Source organism: Rhodospirillales bacterium (assembly GCA_020638175.1).
Taxonomy (GTDB): Bacteria; Pseudomonadota; Alphaproteobacteria; order Micavibrionales; family Micavibrionaceae; genus JACKJA01.
This window is the reverse complement of sequence record JACKJA010000002.1, coordinates 1,716,765-1,733,762: the sequence shown is the minus strand read 5'-3', so window position 1 is coordinate 1,733,762 and position 16,998 is coordinate 1,716,765. Positions and strand designations below refer to the sequence as shown.

16 protein-coding genes are annotated in these 16,998 nt (G+C 55.5%); 8 read left to right on the top strand and 8 right to left on the bottom strand.

Annotation, left to right across the window (positions count from 1 at the left end):
• Window positions 1-8: 8 nt before the first annotated feature.
• From H6868_08595 to H6868_08565, 7 genes are all read right to left on the bottom strand, one after another.
• The gene (locus H6868_08595) at window positions 9-1,832 is read right to left on the bottom strand and encodes a sulfotransferase (GenBank protein MCB9989371.1); all 1,824 of its coding nucleotides are present in this window, start codon (window positions 1,830-1,832) and stop codon (window positions 9-11) included.
• 26 nt (window positions 1,833-1,858) lie between these two features.
• Window positions 1,859-4,567 carry a DNA mismatch repair protein MutS gene (gene mutS / locus H6868_08590; protein MCB9989370.1) on the bottom strand — a complete coding sequence of 903 codons (2,709 nt, stop codon included), beginning with the start codon at window positions 4,565-4,567 and terminating at the stop codon, window positions 1,859-1,861.
• Window positions 4,568-4,751: 184 nt separating this feature from the next.
• Window positions 4,752-5,207 carry a dUTP diphosphatase gene (gene dut, locus H6868_08585; GenBank protein ID MCB9989369.1) on the bottom strand — a complete coding sequence of 152 codons (456 nt, stop codon included), beginning with the start codon at window positions 5,205-5,207 and terminating at the stop codon, window positions 4,752-4,754.
• A complete protein-coding gene (coaBC, locus tag H6868_08580; GenBank protein ID MCB9989368.1) occupies window positions 5,170-6,414 on the bottom strand; it encodes a bifunctional phosphopantothenoylcysteine decarboxylase/phosphopantothenate--cysteine ligase CoaBC in 1,245 nt (414 codons plus the stop codon). Before coaBC ends, dut begins: the two co-directional genes overlap by 38 nt.
• A gap of 77 nt (window positions 6,415-6,491) precedes the next feature.
• A complete protein-coding gene (locus tag H6868_08575) occupies window positions 6,492-6,980 on the bottom strand; it encodes a colicin transporter (GenBank protein ID MCB9989367.1) in 489 nt (162 codons plus the stop codon).
• Window positions 6,981-7,082: 102 nt separating this feature from the next.
• The gene (gene ubiE / locus H6868_08570) at window positions 7,083-7,835 is read right to left on the bottom strand and encodes a bifunctional demethylmenaquinone methyltransferase/2-methoxy-6-polyprenyl-1,4-benzoquinol methylase UbiE (protein ID MCB9989366.1); all 753 of its coding nucleotides are present in this window, start codon (window positions 7,833-7,835) and stop codon (window positions 7,083-7,085) included.
• An 80-nt stretch (window positions 7,836-7,915) separates the two neighbouring features.
• Entirely contained in the window at window positions 7,916-8,605 is a 690-nt protein-coding gene (locus H6868_08565) for an NYN domain-containing protein (GenBank protein MCB9989365.1), read from the bottom strand.
• A 253-nt stretch (window positions 8,606-8,858) separates the two neighbouring features.
• Between H6868_08565 and murJ the strand changes: the two genes are divergently transcribed.
• The 7 genes from murJ to H6868_08530 all read left to right on the top strand — a co-directional run bounded on the left by murJ (window position 8,859) and on the right by H6868_08530 (window position 15,034).
• Window positions 8,859-10,415, top strand: coding sequence for a murein biosynthesis integral membrane protein MurJ (gene murJ / locus H6868_08560; protein MCB9989364.1), 1,557 nt, complete (start codon window positions 8,859-8,861; stop codon window positions 10,413-10,415).
• 2 nt (window positions 10,416-10,417) lie between these two features.
• Window positions 10,418-11,422, top strand: coding sequence for a tryptophan--tRNA ligase (gene trpS / locus H6868_08555; GenBank protein ID MCB9989363.1), 1,005 nt, complete (start codon window positions 10,418-10,420; stop codon window positions 11,420-11,422).
• A 104-nt stretch (window positions 11,423-11,526) separates the two neighbouring features.
• Window positions 11,527-12,189: a hypothetical protein gene (locus H6868_08550; GenBank protein MCB9989362.1), complete on the top strand. Its 663-nt coding sequence runs from the start codon at window positions 11,527-11,529 to the stop codon at window positions 12,187-12,189.
• 70 nt (window positions 12,190-12,259) lie between these two features.
• Window positions 12,260-13,171, top strand: coding sequence for a sulfite exporter TauE/SafE family protein (locus H6868_08545; GenBank protein ID MCB9989361.1), 912 nt, complete (start codon window positions 12,260-12,262; stop codon window positions 13,169-13,171).
• Window positions 13,172-13,173: 2 nt separating this feature from the next.
• The gene (locus H6868_08540) at window positions 13,174-13,923 is read left to right on the top strand and encodes a TIGR02186 family protein (protein MCB9989360.1); all 750 of its coding nucleotides are present in this window, start codon (window positions 13,174-13,176) and stop codon (window positions 13,921-13,923) included.
• Window positions 13,924-13,926: 3 nt separating this feature from the next.
• Complete coding sequence (locus tag H6868_08535; GenBank protein MCB9989359.1) at window positions 13,927-14,454, top strand: universal stress protein; 528 nt, start codon at window positions 13,927-13,929, stop codon at window positions 14,452-14,454.
• A 19-nt stretch (window positions 14,455-14,473) separates the two neighbouring features.
• Entirely contained in the window at window positions 14,474-15,034 is a 561-nt protein-coding gene (locus H6868_08530; GenBank protein ID MCB9989358.1) for a NifU family protein, read from the top strand.
• Here H6868_08530 and H6868_08525 read toward each other — a convergent pair.
• On the bottom strand, window positions 15,031-16,188 hold the full coding sequence (locus H6868_08525) for a polysaccharide deacetylase family protein (protein ID MCB9989357.1): 1,158 nt from the start codon (window positions 16,186-16,188) through the stop codon (window positions 15,031-15,033). The genes H6868_08530 and H6868_08525 overlap by 4 nt on opposite strands.
• 74 nt (window positions 16,189-16,262) lie before the next feature.
• Between H6868_08525 and tsaB the strand changes: the two genes are divergently transcribed.
• Window positions 16,263-16,976: a tRNA (adenosine(37)-N6)-threonylcarbamoyltransferase complex dimerization subunit type 1 TsaB gene (gene tsaB / locus H6868_08520; protein MCB9989356.1), complete on the top strand. Its 714-nt coding sequence runs from the start codon at window positions 16,263-16,265 to the stop codon at window positions 16,974-16,976.
• Window positions 16,977-16,998: the final 22 nt, after the last annotated feature.

Below are 16,998 nucleotides of genomic sequence, written 5' to 3'. Positions count from 1 at the left end.
GGCAACCGTTAATCGACGGGATCGTATCCGTGGGCCTTGATGCACGGCGCCAGTGTATCCATGACCGGGGTCATATGGTCGCGGTAGCGTTCCCAGCGGCCACGGGCGCGGGTGTAGAGTTTTTCCGTGACCTGGTTATAGCTGGGCGTGTTGATGGCCCCTTTTTCCCGGGCGGTTTTGTCGTAGTCCAGAACGACGTCCGTCCACGGAACTTCCAGAAATTCCAAAAGACCGGCGATGGTGGGCTGGAAGTTTCCGACGACATCCTCGTATTTAACCGTATGAACTGCGAGCGGCAGGGCGGCGCGGTAATGATCCCATAAGGCAAAGCTTTGCCGGTAAAGGGTGGCGGCGTCATTCAGTGCGCTATAGTGAATCATGGCTTCATTGAGGGTGAAAAACTGCATAAAGCAGCTCAGCACGCAATCGCATGGATGCCGCAGGGCCAGAATAAAGCGGGCTTCAGGGAACAGGCGGTGGATCAACCCGGCATGCAGGATGTTCAAGGGCATTTTGTCGACGAAGAGCGGGGCTTCCGCTTTGCTTCCATAGGCTTCGTGCAGGGCGAAGAAATCCTTGCGGATTGCGGCGATGCGCTCGGCGGGCAGGGTGGCGAGGTTTTCCGGGTAGGCGCCTTCCTTTGCCAAAAGGCTGCGGATTTGTTCGATGACCGGGCTTTCTTCTGCGACCTGTATGTCCGGGTGCGAAGACAGGATCTGGTCAAGCAGCGTGGTGCCGGAGCGCGGAAAACCGACCAAAAAAACCGGGCGCGGCAAGGCTTTGTCCATCGCCGGGGCGGGGGACCAGCTTTCATACCATTGTTTCGTAACGGCGGTTTGATAGGTGGCGATCATGGCCGGGATTGCGTTTTTATCTATGCCGGCATTTTCCGGCGCGGTGCCTTGCAGGCGATTGGCTTTTTCCATGCAGGCGAAAGCCTTGTCCGTCAAGTTTTGCCGGTCATAGAGCTGGGCCAGTTCGAAATAAACGGCGGCGGTGGCCGGAGCCTCCGGATTGACTTTGCCCAGAAGGTCTTCGAGGAGTGTGACGGCCCGGTCGGTATCCTTTTCCCTGCGGGCGAGCTTGGCGGCAGCCAGTGTCAGGGAAAGGGAAGCGGGAAAGCGTTTTTGCGCGGTGGCCAGCGCCGTTTTTGCCTGATCTATCTGGCCTGTGAATTCAAGGGTGGAGACGTAATCGACCCAGCCGCTTTCATAGGACGGGTCGGCCTGCGTGGCGGACTGGAAGGCGGATAACGCCTCTTCTGTTTTTTTCATGCGGCCCAGTGTCTGGCCGAGGGCGGTCCATGCCGGAGCGTGGCGAGGGCTGACTTTTACGGTATGGCGGAAGGCTTGTTCGGCCTCCATCAGCCGGCCTGTGTCGAGGAATATCTTGCCGAGGTTGAAGTGGGCGTTGGGCCAGGTTGCGGCGGCTTTGGCGGCTTCAAAGAAATGGTGTTCCGCGGCCGGAAGATCGCCGGTTTTGCGATAGACGAGGCCTAGGTTGTTGAGGATTTCCGGGTGACCGGGTTGCAGGGCCAAAGCCTGTTTCAGGTATTTTTCGGCTTCGCCCAGATTGCCCTGATACATCAGGAACGTACCGTAATTGTTGAGCGTCTGCGGATTTTGCGGGGCTTGTTTCAGGGCCGTCTTGAAATGCTTTTCGGCCTCGGCGGGGCGGCCAGCCTGCCAGCAAGCGGTGCCGAGATCGCTGTGGATTGACGCGATTTGCGGCGCGGCTTTTGCCGCTTCTTTCAAGAGTTCAATGCCCCGGTCATATTGCCGTTGTTGCAAGCACTGGACGGCTTGACGGTGCAGGGCGGCGGCCTTGTCCATACCCGGGCTCTTTTCCAAGGGCTGTGTCATTGCGGGTTTTCCATTTTTTTGAGTTCGTATAACGTTTCCAGCGCTTCGCGCGGGGTCAGGTTATCCGGGTTTATTGCAGACAGTTTTTCCAGAGCCGGGGAGGGCGCGTAGCGTTCCTGCGGCTGATCGGCGGCGGCGCTGAAGAGTGGTAAATCATCAGACAGGTGGGCCAGTGCGCCTGATTGTTCGCTTTGCTGGAGCTGGTCCAGAACGGCTTGAGCGCGGGTGATGACGGCGGCTGGCAGGCCGGCAAGCTGGGCCACATGGATGCCGTATGAGCTTTCGGCGGCGCCCTGACCGACGCTATGCAGGAATATAATATCGCCTTTCCATTCCTTGACCTGCATGGAATGGCAGGACAGACGCGCCAGCTTTGTATGCAAGGTGGTCAGTTCGTGATAGTGCGTGGCGAACAAGGACCGGCAGCGGTTGACTTCGTGCAGGTGTTCGACGCAGGCCCACGCAATCGACAGGCCGTCAAAGGTTGCCGTGCCGCGGCCGATTTCATCGAGAATGACGAGGGAACGGTCGGTCGCCTGATTGAGGATGGCGGCGGTTTCGACCATTTCGACCATAAAGGTTGAACGGCCGCGGGCGAGGTCGTCTGCCGCACCGACGCGGCTGAACACTTTGTCGACGATGCCGATGCGGGCGGTCGCCGCCGGGACGAAACATCCTGCCTGTGCCATGATGGTAATCAGGGCATTTTGCCGCAGGAAAGTTGATTTACCGGCCATATTCGGTCCGGTCAGCAGCCACAAGGAGTGGTCGGTGCTGAGGTCGCAATCATTGGGAACGAAGGCTTGTCCGCCATCTTTTTTCAGGGCTTGCTCGACAACCGGGTGACGACCGCCGGTGATGGCGAAATCGGCGCTGTTATCAATGACCGGGCGGTTATAATTTTGTTCAATAGCGAGATGGGACAGGGCGGCGGCCACATCCAGCGCTGCCAGCGCCCGGGCATGGGCACCGATATCGGCGGACAGGACGGCGGTTTCCTCGACCATCTGTGCGAACAGGTTGGTTTCTATGGCCAGCGCGCGGGTTTCGGCCTGGCTCATATCGCGTTCCAGTTCGGCGAGTTCAGCGGTGGTGAAGCGCACGGCGTTGGCCATGGTCTGGCGGTGGATGAACGGGTTGTCGCTGTCGCCGTCCTTGACCATCAGCTTGTCGCCGTGGCGGGCGGAGACCTCGATGAAATAGCCGAGCACGTTGTTGTATTTGATTTTCAGGCCGTCGATGCCGGTGAGGCTTTGATATTTGGCCTGCAGCGCGGCGATCAGGCGTTTACTTTCGCCCTGAAGCGTGCGGAATTTATCGAGTTCAGGGGCATAGCCTTCGCGGATAAAACCGCCATCGCGTTCAAGGGCCGGGAGTTCATCTTTCAGCGCAGCTTTCAGGCGGTCGGCAAAGGCCTGGGTTTGTGTTGACTGGTGCAGGGCTTCGGTGAGGGGGGACAGGGCATTTTTCCCGGCTTCGCTGTTTAGCAGCAGGGCGCGGATGGTTTCGGCCTGTGCCAGTCCTTCGCGCAGGGCGCCGAGATCACGCGGGCCACCGCGGCTGACGCTGAGCCGGGCGAGGGCGCGCTCCATATCCGGGGTTTGCCTGAGCATGTCGCGCAGCGTATCCCGCAGGCGGTTATCGTCGCCGAGGCTTTCGATTTCATTCAGGCGGGCCTCTATAGCCGCGATGTCGGTCAGGGGGGCCGCCAGCCGGGCATGCAGCGCACGGGCGCCGGGGCCGGTAATCGTGCGGTCGATGCAGGCCAGCAAAGAGCCTTTGCGTTCGCCCGCCAGCGTGCGGGTCAGTTCGAGATTGCGGCGGGTGGCGGCGTCGATCTCCATAACCGCGCCGGAGACGATCTGGCGCGGGCGGGAGAGGTACGGGCGCTGGCCGACCTGCGTGCGTTCGACGTAGTCAATCAGCGCCCCGGCGGCGGCAATTTCCGCCCGGGAAAAACCTCCGAATGATTCCAGCGTGCCGACACCAAAAATTTTTTCAAGGCGTTTTTGCGCGTTCTGGCTGTCGAACAGGCTTAAGGGCTGGAGGGTCAGGCGTTCTTGCGCCGGGGCCAGTTGGCCGTATAAATCCGGTTTTTGGGTGAAGCTGTCGGGGATCAGGATTTCGCTGGCGCCTACGCGTTCGAGTGCCGCGGCGATGGCGGATGCCGGTAAGGGCTGGACGTTAAACTCCCCGGTCGACAGTTCCAGCCATGACAGACCGTACTGGCCGCCGACCTCCGTCAGGGCAGCGAGGTAGTTGTTTTCACGGGCGTTGAGGAGGTTGTCCTCGGTCAGGGTGCCTTGGGTGACGATGCGGATGACTTCGCGGCGGAGCATGGCTTTGCTGGCGGGCAGGCCTTTGGCTTTGGCACGGGCTTTGGCCTGATCCGGGGTTTCGGTTTGTTCGCAAATGGCGACCTTGAACCCGGCCTTGATGAGGCGCGCCATATAGGGTTCGTAAGCGTGGAATGGCACGCCGCACATCGGGATGTCGTCCCCGCCGCTTTTGCCGCGCTTGGTCAGGGTGATGTCGAGGGTTTCGGCGGCTTTGACCGCATCGTCGAAAAACAATTCGTAAAAATCGCCCATGCGGTAGAACAGCAGGCAGTCAGGATGGGCCGCCTTGGTCGCCAGATATTGCGCCATCATCGGCGTGTGGCCGTCCGCGAGATATTCGTCTGTCGTTTTAAGAGCGTTTCCCATTTGGCCCTGTGTGTCGTTATCCTGCGATCTCGGTGTGCTCACGTACCTTAAAGTACGCTCCGCGCACCTCGCCTTGGCTGTCTAACACAGAACCAAAGCGGAAACGCTCCTGTTTACCAAGATATGCCGTGTTTCCCATAGGATGAGTCTTACGACATGGGGCCAGAAAATAGAAGGGGTTTTGTTATTCTTTCCCCGTCGAACCGAAGCCGCCGGTGCCGCGCTGCGTTTCGTTCAATTCCTTGACGACGGTCACTTTAACGGTTTCATGTCTAGCGATGACCATCTGGGCGATGCGCATGCCGCGTTCGATGGTAAAGGGCTCTTGCCCGTGATTAATCAAAATAACACCGATTTCGCCGCGGTAGTCGGCATCAATCGTGCCGGGGGAATTCAGGACGGTGATGCCGTGTTTGAGCGCCAGCCCCGAACGTGGGCGGATCTGTGCCTCGTAGCCGGGGGGCAGGGCGATCGACAGACCCGTTGGGATCAGGGCGCGTTCACCGGTGTCCAGTTCGATGGCTTCTTCCAGCGCCGCGGTCAGATCCATACCGGCAGACTGGGCGGTTGCGTAAGCGGGCAGGTTCAGGCCTACGGCGTGTTCATGCGGCGTCAGTTCGATTTCGATCGGGTTGGTCATTTTTTTCCTCGTTTATAAAATCCGTAAGGGCGGCGACAAGCTTTTGTGCGATGCCGCGTTTGGTGGTTTTTTGCCATTCCTGCGTACCGGACGAGGTTATAAGGTAAACATGATTCTCGTCCGCGCCAAATACATTTTCGGCGGCGACATCGTTGGCAAGTATCCAGTCGCAGCCCTTTTTTAGGCGTTTGGCCCGGGCGTTATCCAGCAGGTTTTCCGTTTCCGCCGCAAAGCCAATTACGAGAGAGGGGCGGCGCGGGCCGGGCCGGGACAGGATTTGCAGGATGTCGGGATTTTCTTTTAATTCAATGGCTTCCGGTTTTTTATTTTTATCCTTTTTGATTTTTTGGCCGTAAGTGGTTGTTGGCGTAAAATCAGCGACCGCTGCGGCGCAAACAACGATATCGACAGGGAGTGATTTTTGGCACGAATCCAGCATTTCCGTAGCAGTTTCGATACGTATTGTATTTATATTGCCCGGTGCGGGCAGGGCGGTTGGCCCCGTGACCAGTGTGACGGCGGCACCGGCATCGTGCAGCGCCTGCGCAATCGCATAGCCTTGTTTGCCCGAGGACCGGTTGCCGATAAAACGCACCGGGTCGAGGGGTTCGTAAGTCGGGCCGGCGGTAACGAGGGCTGTTTTCCCAGCCAGAGGTTTGTCTTTTTGCGTGTCAAGCTGAGCAAAGATTTCTGTGGGTTCGGCCATGCGGCCCATCCCGGTTTCACCGCAGGCGGCTTCCCCGGCGACCGGACCGATAAAGCGGACGCCGCGTTTTTTCAGGGTTTCGACATTTTCCTGTGTGGCCCGGTGGCCCCACATTTCCGGGTTCATGGCCGGGGCGACGAATACGGGGGTGTTTTGATCCGTGGCCAGCAAAGTCGTGGTGGCGAGATTGTCGGCCAGCCCGTGAGCCATTTTCGCCAGCATGTTGGCGCTGGCCGGGGCGACGACGATCAGGTCAGCTTCGCGGGTCAGGCGGATATGGCCCATTTCGGCTTCATCCTTCAGGGAAAACAGGTCGGTGTAGCAGGGATTTTCGCTGAGGGCGGAAACGCTCAACGGCGTGACGAACTGTGCGCCGCCAGCGGTCAGGATGCAACGGACCTGCGCCCCTGCCTTTTTCAGCAGGCGTATTAGTTCCAATGTTTTATAGGCGGCGATGCCGCCGGAAATTATCAGCAGGACGGATTTGTTTTTCATTCCGATTTTATCTCATAAAAAAATCAGCCTTATCCATACAGACAAGGCTGATTTTATGCAATTTTTTTGAACAGCCCGAAGCTTTATTCGTGGCTCATGTGTTCTGTGGCTGCGTCCATAGCATCTTCAGCAGCGTCATGAGCTTCGTCAGCTGCTTCTTCTGCATGATCGCCAGCTTCATCCATCATGTCTTCAGCGTGGTCAGCAGCACCTTCTTCGGTTGCGCCTTCAACGGTTTCCGTGGCGGCATCGTGAGCACCTTCCATGGTGTCTTCAACGGCTTCGCCAGTTTCATCCATCATGTCTTCAGCGTGGTCAACAGCTTCGCCCATCGCTTCGTGCGCATCGTGAGCTACTTCTTCTGCAACTTCCGTAGAAGCCTGAATGAAGCCGCTTGCGGTTTCGCTCATGGAGTCGATGGCGCTACCGATTTCGTTACCGGCGGCTGGTTCGATCGTTGCTACGGAGGAGTCCTGACCGCTGAAGTAGGTGTCATATACCATGTAGGCGCCAGCCAGACCGGCAACCATAACGACAACAGCCGGGGTGATGTTTTTAAAGATGTTATTCATAGGGTAATCCCTTCTCATTATTAACAGGTTATAATCTGGTTGTTTTACAACAGTGTTCGTATACAAGCTATAAAATAACGCGCTGTCAAATTTTTTCGTGCGTTATACCTTCCAACCGCTGTGGATGGCGGCGATGCCGAAAGAGAGATTTTGATAACCGGCTTTGTCAAAACCGGCGCTGCGCATGCGATCTGCCAGTTCGTCCTGTGTGGGCATTTTGCGAATACTTTCAACAAGATACTGGTAGCTTTCCCGGTCTTTGGTGATGAATTCCCCCATGCGCGGGATGAAGGCATAAGAATAGGCATCATATAGCCGCGCCAGTCTGGCGTCTGTGACGTGGGAAAATTCCAGACAGAAAAACCGGCCGCCGGGCTTTAGAACCCGGTAAAATTCACCAAGGGCCGTATCGATTCGGGTGACGTTACGCAGGCCAAAGGAAATCGTGACAACATCGACGGAATTGTCCGGGACGGGCAGGGCCTCGGCATTGCCGGTGATCCATGTGAAATCGTTCAGCCAGCCGCGGTTAATGGCGCGGTCACGGCCGACGCGGAGCATCTGTTCATCCAGATCGCACAGGGTGATTTTCGCATCCGGCCCGGTTTTCTTGCGGATGCGGAAGGCGATGTCGCCGGTGCCGCCTGCCACGTCGAGGAAAGATTGGCCGGGGCGCGGACGGATCATGCGGACAAAGCGGTCCTTCCACAGACGGTGAACGCCGCCCGACATAACGTCGTTCATCAAATCGTATTTATCGGCGACCGAGTCAAATACCCCGCGAACCTTCGCGGTTTTTTCCTCTGGCGTTACGGATTCGGTGCCAAACCATTCACTTTCAGGATTTTGTTTCATGAGGCCTTTATAGCGGTCAAGATGGGGGCGGTCATTAAAAAGTGTTCATGGAAAAAAATAATTCTAAGCCAGAAAAGTTTTTATGCGGTTTTTAGCATTTTCTTTTCGTGATAAGTGAAATATTTTTGTGGCCGCGTGGCCACGATCTCCCCTGAATTGTCTAAAACCTCATGATCAAAAAGACATTTTTCTATTCGCTCGATCGATAGTTTGTGTTTGTATCCTTTATCGACGTATTGCAATAGTTCACTAGAATGGCCTGCATGTGGAGGAGAAATAGACGAAAACTTTTTTTCCGGGAAAAGTTCATGGACCATTTTGACGGCTGGAACAATGTCTGAGTCTCTTGAGATGATAATCGCGCGATCATATTCATCTTGATAAGCCTTGTTGAGAATATAAAGTGCCATGTTTACATCTGATTCTTTTTCTTCATGGGTTTGTCTCAGAACTTTTTGGGCGCCATCGTTGCAGCACCATGCCCACACTGATTTATTTTTGAATTTTCCCAGTACAGTTGTGACATCTCTTGTGTTGAGAGCTTTTATGTATTGCCTATGTCGTGCATAAGCGTCAGCTAGGTGTGTAGCGTAAGCGGTGAAGTTGTATATAGCATCTAACTGCTGCGTCTTAGGATCAATGAACTTTTCACAAACGGCTTTTAAGTCAAGCCATTTGAGATAATTCATGTCTTTCATCATTTTGAAATTTAAGTTGTCAATTGCATGATACAAGTTCAATCCATCGACAAAGCAAACGACTCGCTCCATGAGAAGAATCCTTTTGAAATAAAAAACCCCATAGACGCGGTCCATGGGGGCTATACGGACGTACCGCATAGGATTTATATGTTCTTTATAATACCGTATTGACTCTTAATGCAAGGTTAAATTTTGAGTGTTACATGCGTTTGTATTTTATAGCTAAGGTAGATTACGTGTGTTTTGATTCAAGTATTGACCAGTGCTTCAATCATACGATTAATCACTTCCTTTCTTCTTGCCTTCCTGTTAATCAAACGGGATGACACTTGTTAAAGCCATGGTGACGGTGGCGGGGCTGACGGGGCTCTCGCGAATTGCCGGATTTCTTCGTGATATTCTGACGGCGGCCATATTGGGCGCGGGGCCGGTGGCCGACGCGTTTTTTGTGGCGCTCAAGCTTCCTAATTTTTTCCGGCGGGTGACGGCGGAAGGGGCGTTTTCCGTTTCGTTCGTGCCGCTGTATTCCCGCGCGCTGGAGTCCGAGGGCGAAGGGGAAGCCGACCGGTTTGCCAGTAACGCCTTTGCGATGATGATTGCCGGGCTGGGGCTGTTTTCCGTACTGGCGATGGCGGCGATGCCGTTTGTTATCCATGTGATCGCGCCGGGGTTTGCCGGGGACGAGGTGCGCTTTCCGCTGGCGGTTGAGCTGTCGCGGGTGACGTTCCCGTATTTGTTGATGATGTCCCTGTCGGCGCTTTTGGGCGGGGTTTTGAATACGCATGAACGGTTTGCCCCGTTTGCGGCAGCGCCGATTTTCTTTAATTTGTGCTTGATTGCGGCGCTGCTTCTGAACGGTTTTTTTGAAACGGCGGGGCATGCGCTGGCTTACGGGGTGTTTGCCGCCGGGATCGTGCAGTTTATCCTGCTCTGGCTGAGCACCAAGCGGGCCGGTGTGAAAATCCGGCTGGTGCGGCCAAAGTTTGACGCCAAGACAAAGAAGCTTTTGGCGCTGATGGGGCCGGGGGTAATCGGCGCGGGCGTCATGCATATCAATTTGTTTGCCGATTTGATTATCGGATCGATGCTGGAAACGGGTTCGATTTCCTATCTGTATTACGCTGACCGGCTGAACCAGTTGCCGCTGGGGACGATCGGTATTGCGGTCGGGACGGCTTTGCTGCCGATGCTGTCCAAAGCGATGGCCGCGGACAACAAGGATGAAGCCCGGAACCTTTTTAACCGCGCGCTGGAGATGTGTTTTTTGCTGGGGCTGCCGGCGGCGGTCGGGCTGTTTTTTACGGCGCTGCCGATTATTGTGACGCTGTTCGAGCACGGAAGCTTTACCAAGCATGACAGTATTATGACCGTGATGGTTCTAACCGCCTATGCGGTGGGGCTGCCGGCCTATGTCGCGGTCAAGGTGTTTTCGAGCGCGTACTGGGCGCGGCAGGATACGGCGACGCCGGTGAAGATCGCCGTGGCGGCGACGCTGGCCAATATCGCCGGGAGTTTGTATCTGGCGTTTGTTCTGGATATGGGGGTGATCGGGATTGCGGCTTCGACGGCGGCGGCCGGGTGGATTCAGATCGGGCTGCTGGCGTTTTTCCTGCGCGGGCGGGAAGAAGTGCGCTTTGACTGGCGTTTAATCAGAAATGTCTTGAAAATTGTGTTCGCGTGCGCTTTGATGAGCGGGTATTTAATCGTGATGAAGGCGCAATTCTTCCATGTCTATTTTCCTGAAAACGCCGCAATGGCAATTCAAATTCTGGCGCTGGTGGCCCTGATCGGCGGGGCAATCGTGATCTATGGTCTGGCCGTGACCTTAACCGGCGTTATTAAAGTTCAGGACATCAAGAAAATATTGAGGAGAGGTTGAGTATGGCAACCAAACGGATTGTATCGGGTACGCGCGCGACGGGCGATTTGCATATCGGGAATTATATCGGCGCGATCAAGCAGTGGATCAAAATGACGGAAGACAGGGATTCCGAATTCTTTTTCTTTGTCGCCGACCTGCATGCGATCACGACGCCGTTTGATGCGGCGACGCTGGCCGATAACACGCGCGAAATTACGGCGGCTTATATTGCCTGCGGGCTGGATGCGGACAAGGTGACGTTGTTTCCGCAATCGGCGGTGCCGCAGCATGCTTATCTGCAATGGTTGCTCAGCTCGATTTCCTCGATGGGATGGCTCAACCGCATGACGCAGTTCAAGGAAAAAGCCGGGAAACACCGCGACAACGCCTCGCTGAGCCTGTACGCCTATCCGGTGTTGCAGGCGGCGGATGTGTTGCTGTATCAGGCGACGCACGTGCCGGTTGGCGAGGATCAAAAGCAGCATATTGAGCTGGCCCGGGATATCGCCAACAGCTTTAATCATCATTACCGTCCGTTCTTTACCGAGCCGGAGCCGATTATTCTGGGCGAAGGGGCGCGGATTATGAGCCTTCGTGACGGGACGAACAAGATGTCCAAGACGGCGGAAAGCGATATGAGCAAGATCAACCTGACCGACGATGCTGACTTGATCGCCAAGAAAATCAGGAAGGCCAAGACGGATATGGATCCGCTGGGTGAAACGGTGGACTCTCTGAAAGACCGTCCGGAAGCTTTGAACCTCGTGACGATTTATGCGGCGCTGGCGGATATCAGCCGCGCTGAGGTTTTGGCCCAGTTCTCCGGTAAGCAGTTCTCGGAATTCAAACCGGCGCTGGCGGATCTGGCGGTGGAAAAGCTGGCCCCGATTACGGCACGGATGAACGAGCTGATGGCTGATAAGGCTGAGATCGACAAAATCCTGAAGGCCGGGGCAGAGAAAGCTGAGTCCGTGGCTGCGCCGGTTCTGGAAGAGGCCAAAAGGATCATGGGGTTCTGGCGCTGATGTCTTCCTCGTCATGACGGTTCTTGCAAGAATGACAGATGGTTTACAAGATGCGCAGGATCGTGGCACAATCGAGGCAGAAGCTTTAGGGAGATTCTTTAATTATGCGTTTTGCCGTTTTGTTTGCTGCCGTGCTGACGGTTCTGGTTACCGGATTTTCACAGGAATCGCGGGCGGATTATAATGTCTGGGAAGATGTGAAGACAGGGCTGAGCCTGACGTATCCTGATACGTGGCGGCGGCTGAACAACCAGCAGCCTGATGATTTGCTAACGATAGCTCCGGATGCCGGGCGGGCGCATGCGCAATGCCGGGTGCGGGCCAATGACGATCGCCGCCATGCCATTTACCCTTCGCGCTATGACCCCGCAATCCAGCAAATTGATTTCAGCCGTGGTTTCTGGGAACAATATCTGGCGCAATACGAAGATATTTCCGTGATCGATTTTCATGAGGTCGCCGGTTTGGGCCGGGGGCACGGCAGCTTTGTGCGCGCCGATTACACAGCGCCGGCACCGGACGGGGCGATTATGCCGCGCCGGATGATGGCGTTTGTGTCTTACTATGATAATCGCTCATATATTTTGGAATGCTCTTCCCATGCCGAAGCGTTTGACGACTGGCAGAAGCTGTTTTTGAGCGTTGCCGGGTCGGTCGATTTCAAAAAGACGCGCTATGAGATGAAAAGCGGTAATCATGGCCGGTTTATCAGTGACGGCGGCATGCGGTTTGAAACGCTGGATGAAAAATATTCGGTGACTTACTAATACGTCCCTTGCATTACGGCGCTGCTTTAGGCATTAAGTAAGCCAGACCTCTTTTGTGGCGCCAGATAACATGCAGATTTACTTACCAATCGCGGAAATGACGGTTCCGGCAGAGACGATTCTCTTGCTGGGGACGGTGGTCGGCTTTTTGTCCGGCATGTTTGGTGTGGGCGGCGGGTTTCTGACGACGCCGTTCCTGATTTTTATGGGGTTGCCGCCGGGTGTGGCGGTGGGAACGCAGGCCAACCAGCTGGTGGCGGCCAGCCTGTCCGGTGTTCTGGCGCACTGGAAGCGCGGGAATGTCGACGTTAAGATGGGCGCTGTGATGCTGGCGGGTAGCTTTATCGGCTCGATTATTGGCGTGTTTGTGTTCCGTTTGCTGCAACATATCGGACAGATCGATTTCGCCATTTCCATTCTTTATGTTTTGTTGCTGGGCTCGATGGGGGCGATGATGCTGGTCGAAAGTCTTCTGGCCCTGCGGAAGAAAAAATCGACGGCGGGCAAAAAAGAAGAATTTCGGCATAATGCCTTTTTCCGGGCCTTGCCGTACAAGATGAAATTTCCGCGTTCGCGGCTGTATGTCAGTGCGTTGGTCCCTGCTGGTATCGGGTTTATCGGCGGGCTTTTGGTGTCGATTATGGGGATCGGTGGCGGCTTTTTAATGGTCCCGGCGATGATTTATCTGCTGGGGATGCCAACGATTTTGGTCGCAGGGACTTCGCTGTTCCAGATTATTTTTACCACCATGTTTACAACGGTCCTGCATGCCGTGACCAACCATACGGTTGATCTGGTGCTGGCGGGGCTTTTGATCGTCGGGGGCGTGATTGGCGTGCAGTTCGGCGTGCGGGTCGCCCGTAAAGTGAACGGGGTGTATGCCCGGCTGGCGCTGGCGGCTTTGTTACTGTTTGTCAGTGTGCAGCTGATGGGCGAATTGTTTATTAAGCCGATTGATCTTTATAGCACGGAGGTGCGGTAGGGATGAGAGCTTTATGCCTGACGATCTGGCTATGCCTGAGCCTTGTGCCGCTGGCGACAGCTCAGGCCCAGAAAAAAGGGCTGGTGACGATTGATCTGGCCGACGATCATGTCGATATAACGACGGGATTTACCGGGGCGCGATTGACTCTGTTCGGTGTGAAAGAGCATGCCGGCGATATCGCCATCGTCGTGCGCGGGCCGGAAAAGGATATGGTCGTCCGGAAGAAAAGCCAGATATTCGGAGTCTGGATGAATACGGAATCCGTTTTGTTCCGTGATGTGCCGGCTTACTATGATTTTGCGTCCAGTGTGCAGGAGCGGGATATTGCTTCTCCGGATGTGCGGCAAAGACAGGGGATAGGCCTTGATTCCCTGACTATTCGCCACAGTGGCCGGGAAGAGCCGGAAACGGTACGGCAATTCAGGGAGGCGCTGGTCCGTAACAAGCAGGTTCAGGGGCTTTTTTCGCTGGAGCCGGAAAATATCTATTTCCTGAACGACAATTTTTTCCGTGCCAATTTTTATTTACCGGCGGATGTGCCGACTGGCGATTACACGATCGAGACATTCTTGTTTGATAAAGGGGCGCTGCTGGATCGCTATGAAACACGCCTGCGGGTGGCACAGGTCGGTTTTAGCGCCCGTTTGCGCCGTTTTGCCATGGTGCAGGGGATTATGTATGGGCTGGTGGCTGTTGTGCTGGCTGTCCTTGCCGGATGGGCGGCCTATATGTTGTGGAGAAAGGATTGATGAATGCCTGATACCAAAAATTATATAGATGTAGAGACGAGCGAAGGGAAATCGCCGGGCCGCCGCGGGGATGGCGGTATTTACCTGACGATTGCCAGTGAAAGCGAGGAGGGGCAGCGGGCTTTGCGCTATGCGGCCCGGATGGCACAAATCAACCGCGGGCATCTGGGGATCGTTCATGTTTTGCATGTTGATGATTTCCAGCACTGGGGCAATGTCGAAGATATTATGAAGCAGGAAATGCGCGCCGAGGCCGAAAAATTCATATGGGCCATGGCGAAAAGCGTTCAGGAGCTGACGGGGGATGTGCCGGTTCTCTATATAGAGGAAGGCGAGCGGAACGATGTCCTGGTTGATATTATTAACGATGATCCGGCCATTAAGATGCTGGTTTTGGGTGGCGGGACCGGGGGAGCCGGGCCGGGGCCGCTGGTGGCGCATTTCGCGGGCAAGGGGTTGTCGCGTTTGTGCGTTCCGGTGGTGGTCGTGCCGGGGCATCTGGACTCGCAGAAGATTGACGCCATTGTATAGAAAGTAAAGATTTTTACGCATGTTTATACAAACCGAACGCACACCGAACCCCGATGTTATGAAGTTTTTGCCCGGACAGCCGGTGATGGCGGACGGGACAGCGGAATTTCATGATCCTGATTGTTTGCGCCTGTCACCGCTGGCAGCCGGGTTGCTGGCTGTGGCCGGTGTTGAGAGCGTTTTCCTGTCCGGGGATTTTGTATCCGTTACCAAGGAGGCCGCGCAGGACTGGGACAAGCTGAAAATCAATGTTCTGGCGGCGTTGATGGAGCACTTCACGACGGGGCAGCCCGCCGTTACTGATGAATTTATAGCGCGCCGTTCCGGGCAGGAGGGCGAGGAGACCGATGAGATTATCGGTCAGATCAAGGATTTACTGCAAACGCATATTCGTCCGGCGGTTGCCAAGGATGGCGGCGATATCGTTTTCGACCGGTTTGAGGATGGCGTTGTTTATTTGCACATGAGGGGGGCTTGCGCGGGGTGCCCTGCCTCGACGATGACCCTGAAAATGGGTGTGGAGCGCTTGTTGCAGAGATATTTGCCTGAGGTCAAAGAAGTGCGTCCCGCACAGGGCTAGTTTTCTTCGGTTATTTCTTCTGCGTCTTCGTCAGGTTCGGGAGAGGTCATCATGCTTTGCGGCAGGGTCAACAGCATTCCGAACCACCGCCAGCGCACTGTGTCGTCCTCATCCGTTGTTACCGGCAGGGTGCAGTTAATCCGCGTGCGTTCGTCTTCGACCGGGCGGGCCAGCCGCAATTCCACACGCCGCGCTCCAACGCGCTCGATCGCGGGCAGGGGTTGACCGGAAACAAAGCAGGATAACTTATCGATTTTTCCGGCCAGCGTTTCATCAAATGTAAAGCCGATGTCCGGCATAGCGTTTTTCAGGTAGGGATCGTCCGGGACGATATCGGACAGCGGCAAGGGCAGGGCGCGGGCCGTCAGGCGGAACCGCTCGGTGCCGCCATGGCCTTCCGTCAGGGAAAAGCGCGGCAAGGCATAAAGGTCGCTCCCGGCGTAGGCGACGCCCGATTGCTGGCCGAAGGCGGCGGTGAAGTCCATATCCTTGACGATTTTCTTATAGGCGGCGCTGTGCTCACCGAACGGGTAGGCGAACAGCGTTATCTCTTTGCCGGTTTCCTCCCGGAAGCGGCTGCGGGCCTTGTTGATCTGGCGTTTGATCTCGTCGTCCGGCTGGTCCATCAGGCGCGTATAGCTGGCCGGGTGCAGGCCGAAGGTTATGAAATTATGGCGGCTCAGCTTTTTAATCTCGTGCCAGTTCATGTAACGCGGCGAATGGCTGTCGAGGTGGTCCGTCGGCACGAACAGTGTGAAGGGGATTTCTTTTTTCACGAGCAACGGAATGGCATATTCCATGGCCGAGTTATGGACGCCGTCGAATGTCAGGGCGACGCTGTTTTCCGGCAGACGTTCATTGTCTTTTAGCGCGGAAACAATCCGGGGCAGCGGGAGGATATGATACGCGCCGCTTGTCAGTTCCCGCAGATGTTCTTCAAATTGTTCGCGGCGGATATTGGTGGCCGGATAGAGATCCTCGCCGATCCGGTGATAGGCGAAAATGACGGCGGCGCTGCGGTCTTGCGGGATTTCATCTTGCGATTGCGCATTGCAGGGAAGGGCTGCCCCTGTGCAGGCGATCACCATCAGGATCAGGCGGAAAAAATAAAAATGAGTGTTTATGTCCAGCATGATGGCCTTGACTATAATCATTCTTCTTCAAAAGGCCAGCTTAATCGTGCTATACCGGGGCCGGAAAAACCGGAAAATAAAAGAGATACAAGGACGTGGAGAAAAAGGCTTCTAAAATACTGGCATTGGATACGGCCATGCAGGGATGCGCCGTGGCTTTTGTTGATACGGATTCCGGGGTTGCCGTTTCCCGTTCGGAAGCGATGCCGCGGGGGCAGACCGAGATATTGCTGCCGATGATCCAAGATGTTCTGGCGGAGGCCGGCGTGGCTTTTGCCGCTCTCGACACGATTGCCACGACTGTCGGGCCGGGGGCTTTTACGGGGCTGCGGATTGGTTTATCAACGGCGCGGGCTTTGGGACTGGCTCTGAGTATTCCCGTTATTGGTGTAACGACGCTGGATGTGCTGGCGGCGCAATTCATAAAAGGCCGGACGGATCTATCCGGCAAGTATATTTGCGTTTTGATCGAAACCAAGCGTCAGGATTTTTACGTTCAGGTGTTTGATGCGGCGCGACAGGCGGTTACGGATGCGGCGGCGTTGCCAGTCGTTGAAATACAGGAAATTTTGAATGCATACCCAGAGGAAGATATTATCCTGATCGGTGATGCCGTGGCGCGTTTTGCGGCCGCAGGTGACGGGCGCGTTCCTTTTACAAAAGAAACCAGAGTTATTCATCCTGACCCGATTGTTTTGGCGCGGCTGGCAGCGGAAACGCCCAAAACGCGCGATCCCCAGCCCTTGTATCTGCGCGGCGCCGATGTCAGCCAGCCCAAGAGACGTGGTCGTTCCATAAAATCACAATGAATGTGATCTGGATATTTAAAAC